Origin of the sequence: [Bacillus] selenitireducens MLS10 (assembly GCF_000093085.1) — a bacterium.
Classification (GTDB): domain Bacteria; phylum Bacillota; class Bacilli; order Bacillales; family Salisediminibacteriaceae; genus Salisediminibacterium; species Salisediminibacterium selenitireducens.
Genome location: NC_014219.1, coordinates 1,486,422 through 1,512,885, shown reverse-complemented (window position 1 = coordinate 1,512,885; position 26,464 = coordinate 1,486,422). Strand labels below are relative to the sequence as shown.

The window sequence follows — 26,464 nt, the reverse complement described above, 5'->3', positions numbered from 1 at the left end:
TTTGATCCTTATTCCATTAACCGGAACCCGTTTTCCATAAACCTGATTCCATCATGATTGATATCCGCCTTTTTCAGGCTGACTGACGCCTGTCTCCAAAGATAATCCTTCAACAGAGCTGAACATTCCACTGGTACAAGGAAAAGAAAAACCCCCGAACATCCGGCAAAAGCCGGGACTGTTCAGGGGTTCATGAAGATTCATTGTTACTGAAGCTGTTCTTTGCGGATCGATACGGTGATGCTGTCGATGGACCCGTCACGGCTGAAGAGCCGCTGACTTGTCTGTTGATCGAGCGTGTCTGTATCATTCAGCTCCTCTTTCGAACCGTCCTGCCAGTGAATCACGATCTTCTGATCACCTTTGGCATCATAGATGACCGGCACTGAGCAAAATGTAAATCCGAGTGTGTCCGGACCGAGTTCGAGGGTTTCTGTGTCGCCTGTCCCGTTATGCCGTGGAAGCGACCAGGTTTCCTCGTTCGTAAAGAGTTCGGATGCCTTAAGAAGAACCGGATTAAACTGAACGCTACCTTCTTTCACGACGATACCGAGCTCGCCGAGCCTGGAGATAAAGTCTTCTTTGACCTGTCCGGTCATCCCCGGTTGCTGGACTCCGGCAAAGAATGGCGTATGGGAATAGGCTTCTGTCGGGAAGGCGCCATATTCTTCAGGCGTCTTATCAAGCCCGATTCCAGCCTTAATATCTTCATACGCTTCCTGAAGGGCTTTTGTCTCGTCGTTCATGCCATTCGCCTTGCGGGCTTCTTCAAAGGTCTCCTGAACCGCAAGGACCAGCTTGGACACCATATGCCAGTAAATGGAACCAAGACCTTCATATTTAAAGAACGTTCCGGAGCGGCCCGTAAAGGCATGGTGATTAAACAGTTCGGAGAACAGCTCTTTCACCGCGCTGATGTCCTTCTCCTCATACTCACCCGTTGCCGCAAGCGCCTCTTCAATCTCTTCCCCGTTACGGAAACGGCCGTTGAAGTGATAGTTGCCATGCACATCCTTTTCAATGAAACGGCTGCTGTTCTTTTTCAGCTCCTCCTGAAGAACCGTTGACGCCTGTACCTGTTCATCCGGGATGATGTTCTTCTGCAGAAACGCCGGCAGATCCCGATTCGGATAGAGCATATAGCTGTGCTGATCTTCACGGTATATGGCACTGTTACGAAGTGCCTTCAGGACGTCAAGGCTCTCTGTACTGCTGAGGGCATGTGAACTGAGGACCGCGACCTGGCCTTCAAGCATTTCATAGAGATAAGAGATGCTGCACGCCTCATCTCTGAAACGGATCAGATTATACGAATGATAGAGCCCGTCCTGACGCTTGTTCTTTACCGTCGAATCTTTCGTATGCTTCATTGATACGTCTATGAAAGCGCTGAGTGACGATACGGAAAGGGGCTTCTTCTCGCCTGTGAAACCTTGTTGATACATGGCGTTCCGGTGCGTTTCCCCGATCTCTCCGAGGGCTTTGACAATCGTAAAACGATCCGAATCGCTCATTGGCTGACCGAGGAGACCCTCGTATTGTTCAAATACGGCTTTCGTGCGTTCAAACATCTCAAGCACTTCAACCGATACTTCTACCTGCTCTTCCTCGAGACCACTGATAAGGTCCTTCATGAAGTCAAGGAAGCGGTGCAGATGATACAGCGTCACCATCGACAGACCGTTGCCGACGAGGGCATTATTGGCGTCATTCCACTCAGGGCGCTGCGTATTCATCCAGATGCCGCCTTCCGGCACATAGTTCGATAATTTCGACAGAAGCGGGACAAGCAGCTTCTCTAACAGATTGACTTTATAAATCCCGTCTCCAACGAAGACAAGCTTCCCGTCTGAACCAATTGAGGCCGTCCGTTGATCAATGGTCTTCTCAAGTTCGTCGTCATAGGTGATGGTATCCCGCGGATCTTGAACGAGATCACTGAACCCTTTGATCCGGTATGGCACATTCGCATAGACGAACACATCTTTTTGAAGAAGGCCCTGCAATTTTGCCGGGTTATACGATTTTGAGAGTTCCATCAGTCTTAACAGATAGATGATCTGATGATCACCCCAGTAGCCGATGTTGGACCACGGGTCGTCAGGATCAATGGTCTCCCAGTCGATCCCGTCTTTTGTGATCCGATACGGATTATAGCCGTCCGGCGTTGAGGCATTGACGAATTTCGCAATGATGCTCTCTGCATAGGCCGGATACGACATGGAGAGCGCTTCCCAGTTCTGAAAGATATCGCGCCAGTTCCCTTCGAACTTCAGCGCTTTCGTACCGTCTTCTTTTGTTATTTCGATATTGAACTTGTTCCAGGGACGACTCGGATCGCCGTGACGGCGGCTGAACGTCAATGGCAAATATTCAAAAGCGAGACGCTCAAAGTCCTTGCAGTCAAGTTTCGCAACGAGTGCAAGCAGTTCGTTGTAATGGATCGTCTCCGGAAGCTGTTTCATAAATGACAGATGCTTGTCATACATATCACGGTTCCAGCTCTCAGTGAAGCTCATGAAATCATCTCTGTCGATCTCATAGCCGTTCGCATAAATGCCGCCGCGCATAATATTATAGAGTGTGTTTGAAAAATGCCGGTAGCTTACCTTTTCATCCGCAGTCCGCTGAAAACCGTCCGCCTGATAAACAAGGCGATTCAGGTGGTGAGACCCTCTCGATACATCCTCATATACATCCCCGAGAAGATCGGGCTTTTTCTTCAGGTCCTGCATGAGCGCTTCGATATCCGCTGCACTCTGATTCAATTCGGCTACAATCGTCCAGGTCGCACTTCCCTTACCGTTCAGCTGAACGGTATCCGTGACAAAAAAAGCACCGCGCTTTCCCTTTTGATCGTATTCCGAAGTGACTGTGCCGTTTTGCGAAAAGGAACCGATCTGTTCTTCAGACAACAGGTACTGAGGCGTATTTAATCCCTTCGACCAGACAGTGGTTGCCTTCAGGGACTCACTCGGCTCCGCCTTGTCTGTCAGAATCGAGCTCAGTGTAAAGATCCCAAGACCCGCATCCTCCATGAGTTCAGAACGCTTGTAGCCGTCCACGAGCGTGCTTCTCGTATCCTGAAGCATCGTGTTCACGCCATAAGGAAGCACGTTGCGGATGCCGTCGAGAACCCGGATGCTCACCTCATCGGCAGACAGGTTGTTCAAATCGGATTCTTTTACGAAACCGAAGCGGTTACTGTTCATCCACGTATAGCTGTAGCTCACCTCGAGGTCGTGATTGATCTCTTCGAACATGATCTTGTTGCCGGTAACGTTCTTATAAAGCTGGCGCGTGATCTGATAGACGCTGCTGTTGTGACGGGTGAACGGCTCCCACAGGTACTGCCGCTCGCCTTTGTCGACGATCAGCACGGTCTTCGGACCGGTCGTTTCGATGCTGTCATGGATTTTATCATCGGTATAGTACGGGAAAAGGGAAGACTCCGCGTTTTTGCGTCCGCAGGTCAATCCTCCTGTACTCGAAATAAACATCCACAGATCCGCATCACTGACAACGGTCATGAAAAACGGGTTCATCTCATCATAATGTTCAATCTTAAAAAACGTTTCTTCATTACGCGTCGCGGTCGTTAACGAAACCGATTTCGTTTTTGGGCGTAAAAAAGACCCACCCAGGTACAATGATTGTGTGTTTGTCATAATGTGGTCCTTCCTTCATCATAATATTCACCTTTATGTGTTACCCTGATTATATCTTGATAATATTGATATTTCAATGTTTTTGAGAAAAAGAATGGCAATCATCGCACGGGCAGAAGAACGACATGATGATCCACCTCCATTAACTAAACCGGTTTCTGAAAAATACGATGTAACCCTTTTCAATTTTTCCCATAAATCGAATTTGGTCTGCCGATACTCTGGTGATCATCGCGTTGTTCCGATACGCCTTTTTTTAATGCCCTCAACGAAAGAACGCCCCCCTTGATCATCCAAACTGCCGACAAGATCAAGGGGGGGACTTCTGTCTAGCTCCGCGTAAGAAGCGCGACAAGCTCCACATGAAATGTATGAGGGAACATATCCACCGGCTGAACGCTCTCGAGCTGATAGCCAAACGGTTCGAGCTCTTTGCAATCCGTCGCAAACGTGTCCGGATTGCAGGACACGTACACAATACGGTCCGGCTTTGCTCGCCCGATTCTGCGCATGACCTTGCCGCCGGCGCCGGAACGTGGCGGATCGAGCATGAGAAGCTCAGGATGACCGAACTCCTCAAGCATCTGATCGATCCCCTTTCGTGCATCTTTCGCAAGAAACGTCGTATTTACAAGACCGTTATCTTCCGCGTTCCGTTTTGCCGATGCAATGGAGCTCTCAACGATTTCAATTCCCGCAAGGGCCTTCACCCGGCTCGCAAACGGCAATGAGAATGTCCCGACACCGCAGAACAGGTCAATCATCTTCTCATGAGCTTCCGGCTTGCCGAGCTTCAGTGCTTCGTCCACGAGCACCTCCGCCTGCCGCGGGTTCGTCTGGAAGAAGGTATCAAACCAGAGACGGAACCGGTAGCCGGCCATCTCGTCATAAATATAATCCCGTCCAAAGAGGCAATGGGTTTCTTCAGACTGTGCACGATCCGCCCAATCATTGTTCTCAAGCCACATGACACTCTTCACCTGAGGGGCGTTCCGTTCAATCCGGCTGATCAGTTCCCGGACGGCTCTGTCAAGCTCTCCGTCAGGTGAAGCCGTGGCAAAGACACCGAGCATGATCTCACCGGTGTTAAAGGACTGGCGCACCATCAAGTGACGCAAGAGGCCTGTATGGGCATCTTTATCATAGCCCGGCAGTTCAAATTCCTTCGCCCAGTTCGAAACGATCATCGCGGCATCAACCATCTCATTTCCTGCAATCAGGCACGTTTCAAGCGGAATAATGCCTCTGAAGTTCCCCTGTTCGTGAAGTCCCATCTTTCCGTCTGTGGAAAAAGTGAACTCCATCTTGTTTCGGTAATGCCATGGTTCTTTCATCCCGATCGCAGGCTTGACACGTCCAGGGTCAAAACCCTGTTCTTCAAGACCGTTTTTGACGCTCTCCGTTTTATGAGCCAGCTGGCTTTCGTACGCCCAGTGCTGCCAGACGCAGCCCCCGCATTTCACAAAATGCGGACACGGCGGTTCAACACGCTCCGGACTTTCTGTGAGGATTTCCTGAGGCATTGTCCACCAGCGCTTTTTGTCCGGACGGTCCACGGTCACGCGCACCTCTTCACCCGGAAGGGTCTGCGGAATCGTAAGCCTGAGTTTCTTTTTGTTCCCCAGTTCATTCTCGCGCCAATAGACGGCCCGGCCTGATCCGCGGTGCTCCATCGCTCTGATCGTCACATCATAGGTTTCCGGCTTTATCTGTTCGTTCTTCATCGTTATCCTGTCCTTTCCGTTCCATATTGCATCATGCTTCGAAAGCCATCGTCAATCCAATTGGGCAATGGTCGCTTCCGAGCACGTCACTGTATATAGACACATCATTCATGGCACTTTTCAGCTTGTCTGATACGAGGAAATAATCAATCCGCCATCCGATGTTGCGTTCGCGAACGGTCTTCATATACGACCACCACGTGTACGCCCCTTCCTGATCCGGGTAATAGTAGCGGTACGAATCAATCAGCCATTCCGACTGCAGCCTCGTCATTTTTGCACGCTCTTCCGTTGTAAATCCAGAGTTGCCTCGATTCGATTTCGCATTTCTCAAATCGATTTCTTCATGCGCAACATTCATATCTCCGCAAACGATCACCGGTTTTTCGTTTTCAAGTTCCTGAAGATACGCGTAAAACGCATCCTCCCACTGAAGACGCTCATGAAGCCTCGCCAAATCACGCTGGGAATTCGGTGTGTACACATTCACGAGAAAGAATGATGCAAATTCAAGGGTCAAAATCCGGCCTTCCGACTGTTGGCGTTCATTCCCCACGCCATTGCGAAACACACGGAGCGGTTCGACTTTCGTAAACACCGCCGTGCCGGAGTACCCTTTTTTCTCGGCATAATTCCAATATTGCCTGTAGCCCTGAAGATCAAGATCCACCTGACCTTCCTGCAGTTTAATTTCCTGAACCGCAAACAGATCCGCACCCGCTTCTTCAAAAAATGACAGAAATCCTTTGCGAATACAGGCTCTCAGTCCATTCACATTCCATGATATCAGTTTCACGACACATTCCTCCGATCCGACTCTCTATTATAATAGAAGACAGAAAAAACAGCCACCCGAATCTTCGGACAGCTGAAGGTTAAGCTTCTATCATTCTGGCAGGGCACGCATCGCGAGCATATCTCTCGAAACACCACCGACGACGTGTTCAACGATAATGCCTTCCTGATTGATTATAATCGTCTCCGGCTGTCCGGTGATCCCGTAGGCCTTTGAGACATCCGAATTGAAATCAAACACATAGTAAGGCTCCTCATACCCCGTATCGTCAATGAACCGGTCCACCGCCCGTCTCGTTTCGCTTTTGACTACCGTCAAAACGAGCACTTCCTGGCCATATTCTTCCTGAAATGCGATGACTTCGGGTGTCTGTTGGCGGCATGGCTGGCACCATGTGCTGAAGAACGTCATCACAATGGGCTGCTCACCAAGGTGGTCGTCCAGGTTCACCAGATTCCCTTCACGGTCTTCAAGGGAAAAGGACACTGCATCATCCCCGACGTCGGCGGCCGTTCCGTCGAGGTTCAGGCCTACGACAAACAGGATTAAGATCCCAATAACCACTGCCCCTGAGGACATCTGAATCAGTTTCGTTCTGTTCATCCTGCCTTGCTCCTTTCGCTAATTGACATGGACGCCGGGTTCCGTCAGACAGACATGCCGGCCGCATCATGTTACATCCGCTCATCCTGTTCAAGTTCTTGAAGAAAACCGAGTTCCTTCATCGCCTGATTCTGGCGTTTGCCAATCGTCCAGACATAGCCTCCGATTAACAGCCAAATGATTGAATAGGCACCAAGTAAATAGGTCATGTTCTTTCCCTCCTGTCAGTCTGTAAAATAACCAGTTCTTTTCATCAAGCATACAAAGTCCGGATCAGCTGATCATCCGTTCCTGTTTTCGTGACTTCAATCTCGCTACTGCGAGACGGAGCTTCTCCACCTGAAGGCCGCGCTGCAAAAGTACCACGAACAGGCACGTAAAGGTAAAGACCGAGAAAATCAGTGTAATCAGCATCGATGTCTCCAGTCCGCCGCCCCCCTGCCCGACGACTACCGGGTGCAAATTCGATTCCCACCAGCGGATTGACATGTACACAATCGGTACGTTAATGAAGCTGATGATCCCGAAAACAGACGCAAGCCGGGCCTTTCGCTGCCATTCCATATCCAGGTTACGGATCATGATGTAGCCAATATACATAAAGAATAAGATCAGTGTCGTCGTCAGTCTCGGCTCCCATGTCCACCAGGTATTCCAGGCGGATCTGGCCCAAATCGGGCCTGTTGTGAGCACGATCGCTGTGAAAATCACCCCGATCTCCGCACTCACTCCTGCCATCAGTTCATACACCCGCTTTTTCGTCACCAGGAACAAGACGCTGAATACAGCGACGATAAAAAAGGCAAAGAACGCATTCCAAGCCGACGCAACATGGAAGTAAAAGATTTTCTGAACGATCCCCATGTTCCGCTCAATCGGGGTCCAGATAAACACCAGGTACATGGCGATAAACATCATCACCGCCGTAAAGACGAAAAACCATTTTTGAAATGAGGACGGTGTCATCCGCCCGAGGTCTTCCATTCCCTTCATCGATTACACCTCCAACACATAGTCAAATAACAAGAATCCTGCAAAAAAGAAAATCACATCATAAACGGCCATCAGCTGGATCCAGCTGAATGTGGCCCCGGGCCCCTCTGAAAACAGCAGCGTTGTTGCCTGAACCCCTGCGATCAATATCGGCATCACAAGAGGAAACAAGAGAACCGGCAAGAGCATCTCACTCGATCTCGAGTGACTGCTCAGTGCGGCGAGAAGCGTTCCTGCCGCGATAAAGCCGAACGTACCGATGACAAGAATGAGGATAAACCAGCCAATCGTCGCAACCGTTAAAACGGTGTAGTCAAAAAACAGAAACAGCACGGGGATCGCCACTGCCTGAACGAGCAGGACAAAGCAGAAATTGGCAAGAAACTTGCCGAGAAAGATGCCTGACGGATCCACCGGGGCAGTCATCATCCCGTGCAGCTGATCATGCTGTTTTTCAGAAAGAAACGAACGGTTCAGTCCGAGAATCCCCGAAAAGATCGTAATAACCCAGATCATACCCGGAATCAGCGCCCGGACCGCTTCGCTCGTCGGATCAAAGGCAAAGCTGAAGGTCACAATCACGAGCCCTGAAAAGATCAGCATCGTCGTCATCAGCTGTTTTGATTTCAGTTCGGTCATCATATCCTTCTGAAAAACAGCCAGAGCCGGTCTGAACAGTGTATTCACGAACCCAACACCTGCCTGTCATACAATGATTTGACACCGGACAGCGTGACGCTGCCTCTCAAAACCTGATCTTCGGTAAGGTGGCCGTTTTTGAAGATCAGAACCCGATCGGACACATCCACCAACTGATCGAACTCGTGTGTGACCATGACGACGGTCACACCTTCCTGATGGACGGACGCAATCATGTCCCGAAACCATGATTTCGACTGCTGATCAAGTCCCGTATGCGGTTCATCGAGTAAGAGAATCTGCGGTTCATGCAAAATGGCCCGGGCAATGGCGGTTCGCTGTACCATCCCTCTTGAGAAGGAACGGAGCGGTTCATGTTTAAAATACTGGAGATTGATCCGCTCGATGAGTTCATCAATCCGTTTTTCCGGTTTTTTCATCCCGTATAGCTTTGCATAATACTTCAGGTTTTCAACCGGAGAGAACTGATCATAGAGAAAACTCTGATGACCGAGATACCCGATCAGCGCCTGAGCGGAATAGTTGTCTTTTTTCTTCGGCATACCATTGATGGCGACGGTCCCGGACGTGGGCCGGATCAGACCGGCCACAATTTTCAGCCAGGTACTCTTCCCGGCACCGTTTGGTCCGAGTACGGCAACCGACTCTCCTTTGCCGATTGTGACGGACACATCCTTCAAAATCAGCTTCTCGCCCATTGCCTTCGTAATCTGTCTGGTCTCAATCATATGCCGTCCCTCCCCTCATTCATCAATGATGTCATGCAGTTTGCGCTCTGTCTCATAGAGATGCTTTCGGTAAGCCTCTTCTTCAAGCCGGAACGCTTCTTCTGACATGTCACCCCGGTCTTTCGCTTCTTCAAGGTCGATCAGCTTGTTCATAATGATTTTCTTTTTATTCATCAGCTTCTGAAAGGCTTCTTCCGTCTCATCCTGACGCCAGGACTGATCCCGGGCTTCCGCCTTTTTTTTGCCCATCCGGTAGAAGATATAGGCCATAACGGGAATCATAAAGACAATCAGGGTGAACAGATGGGCATCAATCGCTGTAAACATCGAATCATACCACCAGTTCATATGCCCTTCCGGATGAAGCGTCGCCCCTGGATTGGTCACATCACCACCCGTGAGAATCATGACTGTTCCCTGGCCTTCCGCATCTCTTCAAGCTCCCTTTCGATCTCCGCTTCAAAAACGTCGTCGGTCGTCTCTTCTACGCCGTCATCTGCCTGCTCCTGTTTTCGAAGCTCCTCGATTGCCAGGGCTTCATAGTTACGCTTCATAGACCGGTAATCGTCTTCGGCAAGTTTGCCCATTTCATACTCCATATCCAGTTCATTCATCGTTGCGTAAATCCCCGTCAGGGTAACGTCATCGAGATCATCTTCAATCCGCTCGGTTTCCCACAGCTTTTCCTGTGAGAAAAAGGGCCGGATCACAAGATAGAGCGTGACCAGGACGAGCATCGTTCCTGCTATGATTGCCATCTTCACCACATCCCTTGTTGTTCTCAGGTGTCACGTATCAAAAATGTTTGCGCTTCTCTTCTTCAATAATCGCCCGGAGAATATCGTCCTCCGTACGCTGTTGCGGTTCTGCACGGTCTTCCTGGTCGGCCGAACCCCCGTCAGACTTCTGCCTCTGTGCGGTCACATTGTTTCTGAGTCTTGCAAAGAAGGCATAGGAGCCAACCCCCAGGACGACAAAGGGCAGCACCCAGGCTGTCAGGCTGAATCCTCTCCGGTCCGGTGAACGGAATCCTTCTTCCCCGTACATGGATTTGTATTCGCTCAGGATCTCCTCTTTTTCATAGCCTTCGTTGAGCATATCCGCAATCTCGTTGTAGTAATTGTACTTCGTCGAGCACGTGGCCAAATCGTGCTCACTGTGCCCTTCCATGGCCAGATATCCTGCGATATCAGCGACCTTCTCATGGTTGATGTCATACGTATCTGCCATGACCTGACCCATTCCTCCTGCCAACAGCATAACGAAGAGCAACACGATCGTCTTTCGCATCATTAATGCACCTTCCTTTTTGGTCCGGCATAGCGTGGAACCGGCTGACCGTAACGTCCTCCCATAATTGCAAACAGTGAGCCGAGAACGAGCACGCCGCTGCCGATCCAGATCCAGGCAACCAGTGGATTGACGTTGATCTGGAACGTGGCGCGATTGTCTTCCTCCCAGCCGCTCAACACCACATACAAATCTTCCACCAGAGTGGAGCGGACGGCGACATTCGTTGACGGTTCCTGCCAGTTCGCATAAAACACGCGTTCAGGTGTGATATAACCCACATCTTCCCCATTCTTCTCCACGGCAATGTTCGCATAGACAATGTCATTCAGTCCGGATCTTCTTTGTTCAAGGCTCTCATAAGTCAGCACATAGCTCTCAATCTCGAGGGTGTCCCCCTCTTGGAGCGTGACCAGCTGTTCTGAATCAAAGTTCGATCCGACAATGCCAAATGCAATGAGGAGAACACCGAGATGCACCACATACCCGCCGTATCGGCGTCTGCTCCGGTACATCAGGCGGCCGAATGCCACAATAACATTTTCTTTCGTCACTTTTCGTCTTGCTTTTGTTCCACGGATAAATTCGACGATATGTGTCAATAAGGCGAATACAATGATCGTAAAGGCAATCAGCGGATACGCATCCCGAATCCCCATAAAGGCGATCACGCCAAGGACAATCAGACTGAGAATTGCCGGGATCATAAAGTTGTCCTTGATGTTTTTGACGCTTGCGCGCTGCCAGGCAATCAAGGGGCATACCGCCATTAAGAAAATCAAGGCCAGCAGGATCGGGGACATCACCGTATTGAAAAACGGTACCCCCACCGTCACCCTCGTTCCGGCAATTGCTTCACTGACGATCGGGAAAATGGTCCCCCAGAACACCGCAAAGGTTCCACCAAGCAGAATAATATTGTTCATCAAAAATGAGCTCTCTTTGGACAAGTAAGAGTCAAACTGGCCGCTGTCTTTACGGAGCAGATGATAGCGGCTCATCAGAACATACAGCGAAAGCAGTACCATAAACGAAAGGAAGATCAGGAAATACTGACCGATATTCCCCTGTGCAAAAGAATGCACCGAAGTCAAAATACCGCTCCTTACAAGGAATGTCCCAAACAGTGTGAGCAAATACGAAATAATGATCAGACTCAGGTTCCATACCTTCAGCATGTTCTTCCGTTCCTGAATCATAACGGAATGGAGATACGCCGTGACCGTCAGCCAGGGCATAAACGAGGCATTTTCAACCGGGTCCCATGCCCAATACCCGCCCCATCCGAGCTCTGTATACGCCCACCAGCCGCCAATCACATTCCCCATTGTCAAGAATGCCCAGGCAATAATCGTCCACCGTCTTGCCATCTGTACCCAGAACGCATCCATACTGCGCATGATTAAGGACGCAATGGCAAAGGCGAATGGAACAACCAGTCCGACATAGCCGAGATACAGTGTCACCGGGTGAAGAATCATCCCTGGATCCTGCAGCATCGGATTCAGCCCGCGACCTTCGGCAGGGACATCCCCTGCGGCAAACGTCATAAACGGGTTGGAGACAAAACTTAAAATCAGATAGAAGAAAATCGTATTTAACAGCATGATGCTGACAATATAAGGCGTCATCGGATTCTTTTTCATTTTTCTTGAAAAGGCGACCATCGCGCCAAACATTGCCAGGAAAAAGGTCCAAAGCAATAGTGATCCCGCATTTCCGGCCCATAGCGCAACCAGCTTATAGACCATCGGCAAGTCCGTGCTCGTGTAACTCGCCACATACTCAAATCTGAAGTCACTCTTTGCCAACAGGTATAAGAGCAGGGCTATTGAGAGCGTTGCTGTGATAAATGTGCTCATGACGGCACCTTTTCCGCTGTCGATGAACCGCTGATCCTGCTTTTTGATTCCAACCAAAAAGGCGATCAGTGCCCAGACAGAAAGGAAAAAGCCGAGATAGATCGACAGTTTTCCGATCAGTTCCATTACGTTCACCTGCACTTTCTTGTGTTGTGTTTACTCGTCTGTATCGTCCAGGTCATACTCTGCATCAGGGTCGTGATCATCCGGATCTTCCCCCTCATAGGTGCTTGGACATCTCGTCTGAACAGCTTCCGCTTCCAGAGTACCTTCTTCATTTAAATAACCTCTGACGATAATGTAGACATCGTCCGTGAAATTATCGGGTCTCACACCGTTAAAAAAAACAGAAAGGACATGACCCTCGTATTCAATATCGAACGTTAACTCAATGGCATCGGCATCCCAGCCGACGCTGTCATGGACAAGCATCCCCTCAGTCGTCAAATGCCGGCCTTCGAGGGTGTCCATATTGGCATTGATATCAGCAATCTTCATTTCTGAGCCGCTCGATGCCGGTGTGGCAATTAAAAGCATAGCCAACACAGCGATGATAATCGATGAAGCACTCAATATGATCTTCGTATTTTTACTCAACCTGATCTCCCCCTTGTTCTGCAAACAAGTCTGTTATTTACCGGCAAGTTTGCGCATTTCCTGTTTATAGACCTCGTCTGTGATTTCCCCGTTCATGTATTTCTTCCTGAGTCGCTGACGCTCTTTGTTGAGATCCACCGGTGCGGCCTGTGCGTCGGTCGTTGAACGCTTGGATCCTGCCGGTCTCGATCGGAGACCGAAAAAAACGAGCACTGCCGCAATGATGATCGCTGCGGAAATGATAATCGCTGACGTCGTATCGATGAGAACCGGACTGCCTCCGCCTTCCATGCCTGCAACATCAGGGTGATCCTCCGGGAACTCATTCAGATCATTTCGAAAACCGGCGTGAATGTCATCATCAGGCGGCTCCATGGTCTCGAGGGCCTCGAGTGTTGTGACCGGATCGCTCTTGACGTAGCTGACATCGAACGAATCGCTCCAACCCGCACTGACATCGGCCCTGTCAAAGCCGTACACCGGGATATTGAACATCTCCGTTGTCCGGTCTTCTTCTTTACCGATCGTAAAATCACTCGCGCCGTAAGGTTCAAAAATCATAACCGAAATCTCTGATGCATCATAATCGATCGTGTAATCAAACGTAAATGCATGTGCATCACCGTCGATGTCAAAGGGATCCATGTAGTATTCAATCACAAACTGGTATGACTCCCCTGGGGGGATTTCCTTATCAGGGACCCAGCTGACGGCTCCTGTCTGTTCATCAAACTCGTGAGCCACTTCATAAACCGTGTCATCTTCCCCGAAATCACCCACCAGTGAGAGGATAAAATCCGGTTTATCGGAAGGTACGTGCACTTCAATCAGCGGGCTCACGGCCTCTTCAGAAGGATTTCTCAATACACCGTGCTGACCGACCAAAACAAGCGGCTGTCCTTCCGTCCATCCTTCAGGTTCCACATATTGAGGCATGACCTGTACGAGAATCTCATCGTAATAGAGCGTCTCCTCAGTCGCCTGAGCCAGTGGCTGAGCCGCCGTTAATGCCGTACCGAAAATAAACACAGCCGCCAACAGCCTGCAAAGCATCGCGTGTCTCATCGTCATTCATCCTTTCTTTATCTCTATCTCTACTTTATGATGATTGATGTATGTAAAACTGTGATGCACATCACACAAATTCAGGTACAATTTGTGACAGTTCACCACATTTTTTGTCAACGTCATCATGGATGGACCTGACCACCGGAATCGATGGTCAGGTCCGTTTCCATATTTGTTTTACTCGTCGAGTTCAAGTACGTTCGGGAAGTACTCATTGACAGCATGGGTATGCTTCTCATGAGGATCTCCTTCGTTGTACACGTTCTCCATTGTTTCTTCGATCTGACGCTCGAGTTCATCGAGGTCTTCACCCAACTTGGCCAGTTCCGATACGGCAATTTCGATGGCTTTGTTTGATGCATCGGAGGACGTTCTCATGGAATCGGCCCCGCCCTGCGGATTATGGAATCCGTCAGAGTTTTCCGCTGCAATAATATCCCAGAACCACTGTCCTTTACGGATGTAGTACTGTGCTTCTTCAATCTTTTCTTCATCCGCACCGGCTGTGATCATCCGGTTGACGAAATAGTGGGCACGAACGGAGTGCCACTGTGTTTCATGCATCGCTTCAATGTGACGGTCCTGAATGGCATCCACGCGGTCTCTCATCTGCTTTTCTGTTTTATCCGAGTGACAGTTGAGGCACGTATTCTGCATGTTGTCCATCGGAGACGTCCAGTGATGCGATGTTACCTTTTTCGCGCCGTCCGTGCGCTCATAAGGCATATGACAATCGGCGCAGGATACGCCCGCTTCACCGTGAGGACCATAGCTCCACATTTCAAACTCCGGATGCTGTGCTTTAATCATCGGGGCTCCGGAAATGGAGTGCACCCAGTCATAATCAAAGTTTTGATCCTTCGCCTGATTTTCGAAATACTCGAACATATCTTCCGGCTTCAATCCGTTGTCCCAAGGGAATGTCACCTTCTGATTTTCCGGTTCGAAGTAATACTCCACGTGACATTGCGCACACACATAGCTTCTCATTTCATTCTTCGACGCTTCTGTGACATCAATGCCCCGTCTTTCCATGGCATTGGTAAACGAAGGCCGGGTAATACGCAGTTCCATCGTTGCAGGATCATGGCAGTCGGAACATCCGATTGACATGTGACCGAACTCACCCAGGTCTTCAGACTCGCCGCCTGCACCAAGTTCAAGGGTTCTTGGCACAATTTCGTCTCTGAAGTTTGCACCCCAGTAATCATCACCCATCTCATCCAACAGCGCAGGGACGGCTGTGGATTTACACGTCATGCACGATCCGATGGAATTGTCATTGATTCTCGCTATGTTGATGACATCCTCAACTGCATAGGCATGTCCGCGTGTTTCGTTGTACTCAAGCATAAAACCGTAGTTGTGAAAGAGCATCGGCAAATTCGGCTCAATGTCTGTCACAAACTTCGATCCAGGGGGATTGGATTTTTCTGCGTTCTTTAAATAGCTTTCATAATGCAAAGGAAATTCATCTTTAAAAGCGGTGTTGACGATTTCATCCGGAGGAATACTCGTCGTATCCGTCGTACCTGCCTGACTCTCTTCTTCTCCACTGCAAGCCGCAAGACCTATAGAGAAGATCATCATCAGAATCAGGAGATAACGGCTTGATCGTACTTGTTTCATGCATCTTCACCCTTTCTCATCCGTGTTCTGATCAGCTTCTCGCATCATAGTTGCCCGGCTCAAACCAGTCATCCGGTTTGTACATACCGTTTCCATGCGGCACGCCTCTGTGACAGTCAATGCATCCCCCTTCAGTCACGTTATGATACTCAACGTTTGAAAGACCCGCCTCGTGACAGCTGATGCAGTTCGCTTCGATGACCTCCACTGAGGATTCTTTTGCATAGAGCACATCCGGGATGTCATTTCTGCCAATTGTGTTCATATAGATGTGGCTTCCCCCCGCTTTTGCCTTAAAGGCCATTTTCGAGACATAGCTGTCTGTCGGTGCATGGCAATCATTGCAGGAAAGCGATGCATGATTGGATGACTGAAATGTCTCATACGCTTCATCCATCACATGACAGCTCGAACAAAAATCAGCGGAATCCGTGTAGTTCATTGCACTCGATGTCCCGGCAAACAGGGCAATCCCCAAAAACACCCCTGCAAGAAGAAACAGTGCGGCTTTCTTATTGACGTGTCGGAATACATTTTTCAACTTCTTTCACCCCCTGTTCTCTGTAAAAATCGATACCCCTGCGCTTTAATTGTATATTCCTGCATGCTTCAATAGACGTGACGCACATCACAACATAATTGTCCAATTTGTGAACAAAAAATCACAGTTTTAATACACTTTTTTGTATAATAATATTTAAAAGTCGGTGTTGTCCCTTCCAAAGGGGCACTGTTAATAAACGCAGAAGCATGTAACTGACCAAAAGACAACAGCCTGTGGACATGTCTGCATTATCTTTTGTGTTTGTTGTTTCCTGTCACAATGATTGATCTATGTAATCCTGCGATGCAAGTGACGGGAAACCGGTTGCAATTCCTCACACTGCCTCACTTTTTTGATGTCATGACGTAAGGACCTGTTCACCGTCATCGGTGCTCAGGTCCATGTCCTTGTCTTGTTTAATAATCGAGTTCCAGTACGTTCGGGAAATACTCATTGACAGCGTGAGTATGCTTCTCATGAGGATCTCCCTCGTTGTAGACATTTTCCATTGTTTCTTCGATCTGACGCTCGAGTTCATTGAGGTCTTCTCCCAAGCCGGTAAGCTCCGCCTCAGCAATGCGAATGGCTCTGACCGATGCTTCTACAGAGGTCCTCATTGCATCGGCACCGCCCTGTGGATTATGAAACCCGTCAGAGTTTTCCGCTGCGATAATATCCCAGAACCACTGCCCTTTTCGAATCTCATACCGGGCTTCTTCAATCTTTTCTTCATCCGCACCGGCAGTGATCATCCGATTGACGTAATAGTGAGCGCGAACAGAGAACCATTGTGTTTCATGCATCATATCAATATGGCGTTCCTGGATGGCATCCACTTGGGCCCGCATCTGTTCTTCTGTCGTTTCAGAATGACAGCTGAGACACGCACTCTCAATGTTGTCCATCGGAGACGTCCAGTGGTGCGATGGCGAGGTCCCTCCACCGTCCACAGGCTCATCCGGCATGTGACAATCGGCACAGGCAACACCGGCTTCGCCGTGAGGTCCGTAACTCCAAATTTCAAATTCCGGATGCTGTGCCTTCAGCATCGGAGCTCCGGAAATGGAGTGCACCCAGTCATAATCAAACCCCTGGTCCTTCGCCTGGTTCTCTTTGTATTCGAACATATCTTCCGGCTTCAGGCCGTTGTCCCATGGATGTGTCACCTTCTGATTTTCCGGTTCAAAATAATACTCCACGTGACATTGTGCACAAACGTAGCTCCTCATGTCATTGTGTGAGGCTTCCGTGACATCAATGCCCCGTCTGTCCATGGCGTTCGTGAATGAAGGCCGGCTAATCCGCAGCTCCATTGTCGCAGGATCGTGACAGTCCGAACAGCCGACAGACATGTGACCGAATTCACCGAGGTGTTCAGACTCTCCGCCTGCCCCCAACTCAAGGGTTCTTGGGACGATTTCGTCTCTGAAGTTTGCACTCCAGTAGTCATCACCCATCTCATCGATTAACGCAGGGACAGCCGTGGATTTACACGTCATGCAAGAGCCGATGGAATTGTCATTGATTCTCGCTATGTTGATGACGTCCTCCACCGCATATCCATGCCCCCGTGGCTTGTTGTACTCAAGCATAAATCCGTAATTGTGAAAGAGCATCGGCAAATTCGGCTCGATGTCTGTCGCAAACTTCGATTGAAGGGGACCCGACTGTTCTGCATTCTTTAAATAACTTTCATACTGCACAGGATGTTTATCCTGAAAAGCGGTGTTGACGATTTTATCCGGAGAAATACTTGTCGTATCCGTCGTTTCCGGCTCATTCTCTTCATCTCCACTGCAAGCCGCGAGACCTATAGAAAAGAGTATCATCAAAATGAAGAGATAACGGCTTGATCGTACCTGTTTCATGTATCTTCACCCTTTCTCACCCTTATTTTGATCGATTTTTCACATCAGGGCTTTGCCGTCTTCGCTGACCCGTGCGATTTGACCATTGCGATGAGCTAAGGCACACCTCTCTTGCACACCAAATGTCTTTTTGCAATCCGGCCTAAATATTCAACAGTTGAAATAGCGCTGCCGTGACAGTGAATCCGGTCTGCTCTCATGCTCAAATCCGTCACCTCCTTTCCTTAATAAAATAATCGATACTTCTGCACTTTAATTGTATAACCCTGAATGCTATAATAAACATGATGCACGTCACACCATAAATGTCCATTTCGTGAACAAAAATCCACATAAATTAAGTTTTTTCTTATAAAAATATCGAAAGTCGGTGTCTCCATTGCCAGAAAAAGCGGCCTTTATTAACCGGATTCCGGCCTTTTCCATCCTTCCGGATCAGGTTCAGAGTGAAATTGCCACCCTTGTCAAAACAAAAACCGTCACAACCGGCGAAACACTGTTCAGGGATACCCAGCCCGCCGAAGCGGTCTATTTCATTAATTCAGGAAAGGTGAAGCTGACCAAAAGCAGCGCCACCGGTAAAGAGATTCTCCTTGATATCCGGTCGAAGGGCGAGGTCTTTGCTGAAGTCGCGCTCTTCAGTAAGCCGGACATGACGTATCCTGCCAATGCGGTAATTCTTGAGAGCGGTGCAGTATCCTACATTCGAAGTGATCACCTCGAAGCGTATCTGATGTCACACCCTGAGCTCACCATCTCTCTCTTTCAGTTGATGTGCGACCGGCTCCGGATCGCTCAAACAACGCTAAGGGATGTCGCCCTATACGGAAAACTGAGTGCCTTGTCCACCACCCTTCTCCGTCTCGCAGGCGATTACGGGAAGATTCAGGATAACGGTGAGATCGTCATCCCGCTCCGGCTTACGCACGAGGAGATCGGAAACTTCTTCGGTGCGACCCGGGAAAGCGTATCGCGCATGATGAAAGAGCTTTCCAGGCAAGGTGTGATCACCCGAACCCGGGATACGCTTACGATCCACAATCCTGATCAGCTGAATGAATACAGCACGCAATAAAAAAACCGCCACCCGTTTCCCTGTGGGAAACGACAGTGGCGGTTATTGTATACCGTCATCAGATTCTCTTTAATTGATCCGTTCAGTTGAGCTGATCGAGGATGGATGTGTCCACGAATCCGTCGAGATCCGGTTCAATATCCATAAATGCGAGCTCATACGAGGCATCGGCCCATGCTTGGAGGGCATCCGCATGGGTTTGTGTCGTCACTTCCATACGCTGCCAAGCCTTCGTAAGCACCTCTTCAGGCAGTCGGGTCTGGGTCAAGCTGTAGATGAGATCGTTTACCGCTGAAAGGGTTTCCTCTTCGTTCTCTTGAGCAAAGGCAACGGACTTCTGATGAGCCTTTAACGCCTCTTCCACTTTGTCCGGATGTTCTTCCAGAAAAGAACTGCTCGTTACCAGCACCACACTGGCGAGCTCTTCACCCAGAAACACCTCGTCCCATTCCGTCACAACATTGGCATTGTGTTCTTCAACGAGCAGCGTACCCCACGGTTCCGGGGCTGCAGCACCGTCAAGCTGACCCTGTTCAAACATCGCAACCATGCTTGCCGGGTTGACTCTCGACTGATGCTCCACTTCTCCGCCTCTGCGGTTCGTTTTCAATCCCTTGTCCAACAGCATCATCTCGAGCTGAACGTTGTGTGTGCATCCGTTCCCGGGTGTCGAGAAGGAATGACCGGCGAAATCCTCGACTTCATGAATGTCCGTACCTTCTCTTGACACAATCAGCGTCGCACCGTTTGCTGCAGCACCGATGACAACCACGTCACCGCCTGAGAGGTAATAATTGATCGCTGGACCGGGTCCCACGTAGCCGAGATCAATGATCCCCGTATCCAAAGCATCGATGAATTCATTCCCGTTCGGGAAATGCTGAAACGCGATGTCATCGCCCATTTCATCGGCAAAATACCCTTTCTCTTTCCCGATAATACCTGCCGCGTGATCCAAATTCGGAAAATACCCGATGTTGATTTCTTCACTGTCCACTGCCTGATCCGAAGCCTCCGTTGACGTTTCTTCCTGATTCCCGCACGCTGCCAGTACGAGCAGTCCACTGCCGGCAATCCAGGCCAATTTGTTTGTCATTGTGTGTTCCTCCTCAGTCGTTTTATTTATGTTGAAGCCGGTGATAACCCCAGCGTGACATCACATTCTTCTCGATCTTTGAAAAGATCAGATATTCGACAATGAGGCCGATGGTCGAAATGATGATCATAATCGCCACAACGAGCTCCATGTTGAAGAAATCCCGTGCATCCATCAGCGTTCGGCCAAGGCCACCGCGGCCAATCAGTTCTGCGGCCATCAGAGCCCGCCAGCCAAAGGCCCAGGCAAGTCTGGCGCCAGTCAGGATCGACGGAACCGACGCCGGCAGCATCACCTTCCAGACAATTTCAGTCTGACTGTATCCCATCGTCTTTGCTGCTCTGATCAAAATCGGAGACACATTTTTGATCCCCATTCGCATATTCATCGTCATCGCCCAGGTTCCACCAAGGATGACAACAAAATAGATCGCGCCCTCCCCGCCCTGAAACATGACGAGGGCAAGGGGGAGCCAGACGATACTCGGAACCGACTGCAGGGCAATGACGAGCGAGCCCAGGGTTTCATCGGCAATTTTTGAAACACCGATCAGAATGCCAAGCAGTCCGCCGATCAGGAGAGCCAGCGTAAATCCAATGACGATCCTCTGCAGGCTTTCTGTAAGTGCCTGTGTCAGAATCCCCGTTTCAAACAGTCCGATATACAGTTGTTCGAGGGATCCGAACGGGGACGGAAACATCTGTGTCTGTTGGGCATAAACCCTATATACCGCCTCCCATATAACGATCATCCCCAGAAAGAACACGATTCTCCTCAGCGTTGTAGTCATCACCCATCTCCTCTTTCATCACTTTGTCTATTTCTTTCTCCAACATGCCCATAATTTCTTCTTCGAGTGCCACAAGTTCCGGCGACGAGAGGGATCTCGGCCGTTCCAGAGGAACATCAAAGATATGGCGGATGCCGCCTGGCCTTGTCCCCATCAGCACGATCCGGTCAGACAGCAGAATCGCTTCTCTGATGTTATGTGTCACAAACAGAATCGTCTTCTTCGTCTCCCGCCAGATCGCATCAATTTCTTTATGCAGCATCATGCGCGTCTGTTCATCCAAAGCGCCAAACGGTTCATCCATGAGCAGGATGTGCGGATTCATCGCCAGGGCCCGGGCGATGGCAACCCGCTGTTTCATGCCTCCGGAGAGTTCATGCGGATAAGATTCTTTAAACCTTGTCAGATGAACCATCTTCAGGTAACTTTCGGCTCTCTCGGAGGCATCTTGTTTGGTATATCGTTTTCTCAGGCCAAACATGACGTTATCCTTCACGTTCAGCCAGGGCATCAGGGCCGCTTCCTGAAACACGACCCCGCGGTCGGAACCCGGGCCGGAGATATTCCGGTGACCTGCCACCACCTCTCCTGCCGAAGGCTGATCGAGTCCTGCGACGATATTTAACAGTGTCGATTTCCCGCATCCGGAAGGGCCGAGAAGCGACACAAACTCCCCTTTTTTCACATGCAGACTGACATCGCGAAACACGGTGTTCCCCTCTCGTCCTTCCGCTCCCGGAAAGGTTTTCTCCAATCCTTTAATCACCACATCTTCCATCGGACACCCTCCTATGTATATTAATCATATAAACTTACTTGGTTAAATAGACTGAAGTATAGCTGACTCCGAAAATGAAGTCAACCCTGTTTCCGATTTACCCTATCTGTTTAGTGCATTGTGTATGAATATAGGATCAGAAGGACCTGCATGCAGCCATCAGCTGTCATCCAGGTCCTTCTCTGTGCCGTATGGAACGCCGCCGGATGTATAGCCCGCTATGAAGGAAAACCGCCCGTCCCAATCACTGACAGGCTCTTTCTCTTCTTCACGGAGCCGTTTTTGCTGTTGTCGACGTTGCTGCTGTTTGTCTCGCTGTTCCATGCTGTGCCACCCATTGTCACGAATCGTATAACCGAGCATTTCGAGTTCGCGTGCGGCAATGCCGTGATGTACACCATAGTATTTCGCATAGAACCGCACCCGGTTGTTCACCGTTTCGAGACTGGATTCGATTTTCCAGACATTTTTCAGCCGATGCTTCCGTTGATATCGGTGCCGCTTTGGCTGACTGTGATTTGCCTTTTTCTTCTTCGTCATGCTGTCACTCCCAACACACTGACATCTTGCTTCAGGATATCAAATCAGGAGCTCTCTTCCAAGAGGGTCCGTTGCTGTTCACGGTCAACGGAAGACAGTTCGTACTCTTCACCGAAAGAATCCTTCGGTTCATCCAACAGAAACAGGCAAAAGAGAAAGCTGATGAACGCCCCCAAAGACAGGACGAGAAAGAAGACGGTCGGGCCGGTAAACGTATAGAGCGTCAGGTAGACGACGGAGCCGACGTTCCCGTATGCACCTGCCATCCCTGAGACCTGTCCGGTCAGACGTTTTTTGACGAACGGAATAATGGCAAAGGTCGCCCCTTCCGCGCCCTGAATAAAGAGTGATGTCACGAAGGTCATCGCCACTGCAAGGGTTAGGGGCCAGCCGGAATCGATCAGCGCCATGCCTGCGAGCCCGGCACTGATGCCGAGCATATAAATCAGCATCGTCTGTTTGCGATTCCCCATGCGGTCACTGAGCCAGCCGCCGACTGGGCGCGCAAACAGATTGACGAAAGCAAAGGAAGCTGCCATCACGCCTGCTGTCGCCGGGTTTAAGGAAAACGTCTCGAGAAAAAACAGCGGCAGCATCGAAACAATCGCAAGCTCTGCCCCGAAATTGGCGAAATAGGTGGTATTCAGTGCGATGACATTCTTAAACCTGTAGCGGTCATCTTCCGGAACACCCTTTCTGAGAATCGGCAAATTCACCCGGAGAATCTGGATGATCTGATACACGGTCGCCGCAATCAGGAACACAGCAATGATCTGAAGGGCCTCACGGGACAGAAAATTCATCGTTACAAGGCGCCATGCCAACAGGCCGAGAGCAGCATTCAGCGGAACGGTCCAGATGATCAGCCAGATCAAATCCCGGTAGCTCGAAACTTCCATAGCCGCCGCTTTCTTCGCCGGGACAAAGGTCCGTCCTTCCGGGGTATCGCGGGCGACGATCCAGTAAAAGATCCCGTAACCGAGACTGAGGGCACCGGTCAGTGCCACCGCATAACGCCAGCCCTCTTCACCGCCGAAAAGATAGATGGCGAGCCACGGAAGGACAATGGCACCCGCTGCCGAACCAAAATTCCCGAAGCCGGCATAGAACCCCTCGGCAAATCCGACCTGCCTTGGCGGGAACCATTCGGAGACCATACGGATCCCGACGACAAAGCTCGCTCCGATACAGCTGATAAAGAGCCTTGCAATCATCAGTTGCATAAAGCCTGTCCCAAATGCAAACATGAAAATCGGGACAGCCATGACAATTAACAACAGACTGAACACCTTCCGCGGTCCATAACGGTCGAGGAGGGAGCCGATGATGACCCGTGCCGGAATCGTCAGGGCCAGGTTGACGATCGCCAGCGCTTCAAGATGCGCTCTCGTCAGCCACGTCTCACTCGCCGCCATCATCGCGGACAGCGGGGCCATATTAAACCAGGCAAAAAAAGCGATGAAGAATGCGATCCACGTATAATGCAACGTGCGGATCTGCGGGTCCTTCACATTCATAACCTGTTTTGGTCTCATGATTCATCAACCTCTCCAAAATCGTGTCTTCAGCACTTCACTTCCGCATGTTTACGTGCATAATAGTACCAGGTAATCCAAAGACTGATCACATAGTACACAATAAAGATGATCAGTGCGACAACCGATGTTCCCATCGTATCAATCGACCAGCCGAAAATGTTCGGGATCAAAAATGCACCGTAGGCGGCGATCGCCGCAGTAAATCCCAGTACAGCCGGTGCCTCATTCGCAGGAAAGATCACCGGAATCATTCTGAAGGTAGAGCCGTTGGCAATCCCGGTTGTCATGAACAGAATCAGGAACATGGCGAGAAAGCCTGGAAAATGATTGATCTGGATAAAGAAAATCACCCCTGCAGTGGCCAGGATCATAATGACAATGTCCCAAAAAGTGACGATGGCACCGCCGAGTTTATCCGAAATCCATCCCCCAACAGGACGGATCAATGCACCGATCAGCGGCCCCAAAAAGGCCAGTCCGCTCATGCCAAGCTCCGGAAACTGCGAATTGATCAACAGTGGAAATGCTGCGGCATAGCCGATAAAGGAGCCAAAACACATCGTGTAGAGCCAGGTCATGATCCAGGTATGCTTGTTTTTGAAAATGACAGACTGTTCTTTGAAGCTCCGCTTCGTTCCTGGGAGGTTGTTCATCCCGAAGTAAGCGGCGACCGTGACGATCACAATCGGAATCACCCAGACAAAGGCAGCATTTTGAATCCAGACTTCCCGTCCGTCAGACATGGTCTGGGAGGAGCCCGTCATCGCACCGATCAAACCGAGACCGATGACGACCGGTGTCAGAAACTGAACGGCACTGACCCCGAGGTTGCCAATCCCTGCGTTAATGCCGAGAGCTCCTCCCTGTTCTTTCTTCGGGAAGAATGGGCTGATGTTGGCCATCGATGAAGAGAAATTGCCTCCTCCGATCCCGCACAGTGCAGCGAGAATCGCCATTGTGGCAAAGGATGTATCCGGATTCTGAACGGCAATGCCGATACCGATTGTCGGCAAAAGCAGTAAAGCCGTGCTGATGACGGTAAAATTCCGTCCACCGACAATACCCGGTAAAAAGGTAAAAAAGATACGTAATGTAGCCCCGGTTAATCCGGGTAAAGCGGCGAGTGTGAACAGTTCAGACGGGGTAAAATCAAACCCGACACTGTTCAGATTCACCGCTACAACGGACCAGATTTGCCAGACGGCAAAAGCCAGAAACAGGGCCGGTACTGAAATCCACAGATTCCGTCTGGCATGGCGCTTCTCCTCGCGCTCCCAAAATTCCTGATCATTCGGGTCCCAGTAGTCAATGTGCGTGCGTCCCATTGGATACGCCTCCCTTATCGTCTTTTCATGCAGCCGTAATCAGGCTGCGTTGTTTTTTCTCTTTTTCCGGAAAATCATTGGACTTCTAGTCAGATACATAAACGGCAGACTGAATACGTGCACCATTCTCGTAAACGGCCAGATGGCAAAGAAAGCGAACGCTGCCAGGACATGCGTCTTAAACCATACCGGCACTTCTGTCATCAGCTCCGGCTGTACGTTGAGATAAAACAGCCCTCTGAACCAGGGCGAGATCGTCGTTCTGTAATCAAATCCCTGTGAGTCTATATTCATAAAGGTCGCAGACAGGCCTGATCCCACAACGACCAACAAAGCAAGTAAAGCCACTGTATCGGCCTTTGAGGTGGTCTGTTTCACTTTCGGATTGGTCAACCGCCGCCTCACGAGGAGGAGGAGCCCGATCAGGGCCGCAATCCCTGCCGGAATGCCCGCCCCGATCGCCAGGTAATGATACGCATCCTTCGTAATCCCAAGGGCATCATAGACCCCTTTTGGCACGATCAGTCCGAGCACATGACCGATCAAGACAAAGATGATCCCCCAGTGCAACAGTAAAATACCGTAGCGTAAGTCTTTTTTACTCAGGAATTCACTGGATTTCACCGTCCAACCCAGCTGATCATACTGATAGCGGATCAGATGACCGCCGATAAAGATGACCAGCACCGCATAGGGCAAGATGCCCCAAAGTAGCCATTCCATCATGATTCACTCCCTTTTTTGTCAGGCTGCACGCCGGATACCGTCACTTTCGAACGTCACCAGCAGTGCATCCAGGATAAATGTATAACCGCTCTGTGCCTCGACAAGCCCCTCGCGGATACCGCTGATTTGAGGCAGGTACGTCGCAATCATTGCCCGTCTGTCCTCGGGATCTGCGTGGGCACAAAATTCAAGCATCATCGGCAGATAGTCAGGCAGTTCGTCACAGTCCATCTTGAAGCCTCCGGCCTGATACGCCTGCTTCAGATTTAACAGCACCGTCCCCCGCTCTTTATCCTCCCCTTTCAGGTCATAGGAAATGTAGAGGTTCGTTTTCTTGCCGAAGTCAAAGGTCTGGATATACGTTTCCTCCCAGTCCGCTTCACTGAGATCATTGATCCAGTGAAAGAACGAGGAGATGTGCATGTAAAGCTGCGGGTGCTCCATTCCGCCGATCGTCTCCTTGATAACCGGCATGGCCCGTTTGATCTCGTCTGACGGATACTGAAGCAGGTAACTGATGATGCTGTAAACCGTCTGTGCGTCAATCGCTTTTTTTCTGAACATCC

26 protein-coding genes are annotated in these 26,464 nt (G+C 50.0%); 1 reads left to right on the top strand and 25 read right to left on the bottom strand.

All coding sequences use genetic code 11. The features are described 5' to 3' along the window. Window positions 1-206: 206 nt before the first annotated feature. From BSEL_RS06845 to BSEL_RS06770, 17 genes are all read right to left on the bottom strand, one after another. The gene (locus BSEL_RS06845) at window positions 207-3,668 is read right to left on the bottom strand and encodes a hypothetical protein (RefSeq protein ID WP_013172256.1); all 3,462 of its coding nucleotides are present in this window, start codon (window positions 3,666-3,668) and stop codon (window positions 207-209) included. Window positions 3,669-3,997: 329 nt separating this feature from the next. Next, window positions 3,998-5,392, bottom strand: a complete 1,395-nt coding sequence (gene rlmD, locus BSEL_RS06840) for a 23S rRNA (uracil(1939)-C(5))-methyltransferase RlmD (RefSeq protein ID WP_013172255.1) — start codon at window positions 5,390-5,392, stop codon at window positions 3,998-4,000. Window positions 5,393-5,423: 31 nt separating this feature from the next. Beyond that, entirely contained in the window at window positions 5,424-6,188 is a 765-nt protein-coding gene (locus BSEL_RS06835) for an exodeoxyribonuclease III (protein WP_013172254.1), read from the bottom strand. Window positions 6,189-6,278: 90 nt separating this feature from the next. Further along, window positions 6,279-6,791, bottom strand: coding sequence for a TlpA family protein disulfide reductase (locus BSEL_RS06830; protein ID WP_013172253.1), 513 nt, complete (start codon window positions 6,789-6,791; stop codon window positions 6,279-6,281). A 71-nt stretch (window positions 6,792-6,862) separates the two neighbouring features. Then, window positions 6,863-7,000, bottom strand: a complete 138-nt coding sequence (locus BSEL_RS17480; protein ID WP_013172252.1) for a CcmD family protein — start codon at window positions 6,998-7,000, stop codon at window positions 6,863-6,865. 64 nt (window positions 7,001-7,064) lie between these two features. Further along, entirely contained in the window at window positions 7,065-7,784 is a 720-nt protein-coding gene (locus BSEL_RS06825; protein ID WP_013172251.1) for a cytochrome c biogenesis protein, read from the bottom strand. Window positions 7,785-7,787: 3 nt separating this feature from the next. Beyond that, window positions 7,788-8,471: a heme exporter protein CcmB gene (locus tag BSEL_RS06820; RefSeq protein ID WP_013172250.1), complete on the bottom strand. Its 684-nt coding sequence runs from the start codon at window positions 8,469-8,471 to the stop codon at window positions 7,788-7,790. Further along, window positions 8,468-9,172 carry a heme ABC exporter ATP-binding protein CcmA gene (gene ccmA, locus BSEL_RS06815; RefSeq protein WP_013172249.1) on the bottom strand — a complete coding sequence of 235 codons (705 nt, stop codon included), beginning with the start codon at window positions 9,170-9,172 and terminating at the stop codon, window positions 8,468-8,470. Before ccmA ends, BSEL_RS06820 begins: the two co-directional genes overlap by 4 nt. A 15-nt stretch (window positions 9,173-9,187) precedes the next feature. Next, a complete protein-coding gene (locus tag BSEL_RS06810; RefSeq protein WP_013172248.1) occupies window positions 9,188-9,580 on the bottom strand; it encodes a hypothetical protein in 393 nt (130 codons plus the stop codon). Continuing rightward, the gene (locus BSEL_RS06805) at window positions 9,577-9,930 is read right to left on the bottom strand and encodes a hypothetical protein (RefSeq protein ID WP_013172247.1); all 354 of its coding nucleotides are present in this window, start codon (window positions 9,928-9,930) and stop codon (window positions 9,577-9,579) included. Before BSEL_RS06805 ends, BSEL_RS06810 begins: the two co-directional genes overlap by 4 nt. A 37-nt stretch (window positions 9,931-9,967) precedes the next feature. Then, complete coding sequence (locus tag BSEL_RS06800) at window positions 9,968-10,465, bottom strand: cytochrome c-type biogenesis protein CcmH (protein ID WP_013172246.1); 498 nt, start codon at window positions 10,463-10,465, stop codon at window positions 9,968-9,970. After that, the gene (locus BSEL_RS06795) at window positions 10,465-12,450 is read right to left on the bottom strand and encodes a heme lyase CcmF/NrfE family subunit (RefSeq protein WP_013172245.1); all 1,986 of its coding nucleotides are present in this window, start codon (window positions 12,448-12,450) and stop codon (window positions 10,465-10,467) included. Before BSEL_RS06795 ends, BSEL_RS06800 begins: the two co-directional genes overlap by 1 nt. Before the next feature lie 30 nt (window positions 12,451-12,480). Next, window positions 12,481-12,921, bottom strand: a complete 441-nt coding sequence (locus tag BSEL_RS06790; RefSeq protein ID WP_013172244.1) for a cytochrome c maturation protein CcmE — start codon at window positions 12,919-12,921, stop codon at window positions 12,481-12,483. Between the two features lie 33 nt (window positions 12,922-12,954). Continuing rightward, window positions 12,955-13,986: a hypothetical protein gene (locus BSEL_RS06785; protein WP_013172243.1), complete on the bottom strand. Its 1,032-nt coding sequence runs from the start codon at window positions 13,984-13,986 to the stop codon at window positions 12,955-12,957. Between the two features lie 180 nt (window positions 13,987-14,166). Further along, window positions 14,167-15,618 (bottom strand): ammonia-forming cytochrome c nitrite reductase subunit c552, encoded by a 1,452-nt coding sequence (locus BSEL_RS06780; RefSeq protein ID WP_013172241.1) that lies wholly within the window; start codon window positions 15,616-15,618, stop codon window positions 14,167-14,169. Window positions 15,619-15,649: 31 nt separating this feature from the next. Further along, window positions 15,650-16,159 (bottom strand): cytochrome c3 family protein, encoded by a 510-nt coding sequence (locus BSEL_RS06775; protein ID WP_013172240.1) that lies wholly within the window; start codon window positions 16,157-16,159, stop codon window positions 15,650-15,652. 419 nt (window positions 16,160-16,578) lie between these two features. Continuing rightward, window positions 16,579-18,030 carry an ammonia-forming cytochrome c nitrite reductase subunit c552 gene (locus BSEL_RS06770; RefSeq protein ID WP_013172239.1) on the bottom strand — a complete coding sequence of 484 codons (1,452 nt, stop codon included), beginning with the start codon at window positions 18,028-18,030 and terminating at the stop codon, window positions 16,579-16,581. Between the two features lie 379 nt (window positions 18,031-18,409). Between BSEL_RS06770 and BSEL_RS06765 the strand changes: the two genes are divergently transcribed. Further along, on the top strand, window positions 18,410-19,105 hold the full coding sequence (locus BSEL_RS06765; protein WP_041581808.1) for a Crp/Fnr family transcriptional regulator: 696 nt from the start codon (window positions 18,410-18,412) through the stop codon (window positions 19,103-19,105). Between the two features lie 82 nt (window positions 19,106-19,187). On the opposite strand, the gene BSEL_RS06760 is transcribed toward BSEL_RS06765, so the two are convergent. From BSEL_RS06760 to narJ, 8 genes are all read right to left on the bottom strand, one after another. After that, window positions 19,188-20,201: an aliphatic sulfonate ABC transporter substrate-binding protein gene (locus BSEL_RS06760; RefSeq protein ID WP_013172237.1), complete on the bottom strand. Its 1,014-nt coding sequence runs from the start codon at window positions 20,199-20,201 to the stop codon at window positions 19,188-19,190. Window positions 20,202-20,223: 22 nt separating this feature from the next. Further along, a complete protein-coding gene (locus BSEL_RS06755; protein ID WP_013172236.1) occupies window positions 20,224-20,991 on the bottom strand; it encodes an ABC transporter permease in 768 nt (255 codons plus the stop codon). After that, complete coding sequence (locus BSEL_RS06750) at window positions 20,924-21,769, bottom strand: ABC transporter ATP-binding protein (protein WP_013172235.1); 846 nt, start codon at window positions 21,767-21,769, stop codon at window positions 20,924-20,926. The genes BSEL_RS06755 and BSEL_RS06750 overlap by 68 nt, the downstream gene beginning before the upstream one ends. 159 nt (window positions 21,770-21,928) lie before the next feature. After that, window positions 21,929-22,309, bottom strand: a complete 381-nt coding sequence (locus tag BSEL_RS06745) for a hypothetical protein (RefSeq protein ID WP_013172234.1) — start codon at window positions 22,307-22,309, stop codon at window positions 21,929-21,931. A gap of 44 nt (window positions 22,310-22,353) precedes the next feature. Continuing rightward, window positions 22,354-23,844, bottom strand: a complete 1,491-nt coding sequence (locus tag BSEL_RS06740; RefSeq protein WP_013172233.1) for an MFS transporter — start codon at window positions 23,842-23,844, stop codon at window positions 22,354-22,356. A gap of 29 nt (window positions 23,845-23,873) precedes the next feature. Next, entirely contained in the window at window positions 23,874-25,172 is a 1,299-nt protein-coding gene (locus BSEL_RS06735; protein WP_013172232.1) for an MFS transporter, read from the bottom strand. Window positions 25,173-25,211: 39 nt separating this feature from the next. Continuing rightward, window positions 25,212-25,898: a respiratory nitrate reductase subunit gamma gene (gene narI, locus BSEL_RS06730; protein WP_013172231.1), complete on the bottom strand. Its 687-nt coding sequence runs from the start codon at window positions 25,896-25,898 to the stop codon at window positions 25,212-25,214. Between the two features lie 18 nt (window positions 25,899-25,916). Further along, window positions 25,917-26,462: a nitrate reductase molybdenum cofactor assembly chaperone gene (narJ, locus tag BSEL_RS06725; RefSeq protein WP_013172230.1), complete on the bottom strand. Its 546-nt coding sequence runs from the start codon at window positions 26,460-26,462 to the stop codon at window positions 25,917-25,919. Between the last annotated feature and the right edge of the window lie 2 nt (window positions 26,463-26,464).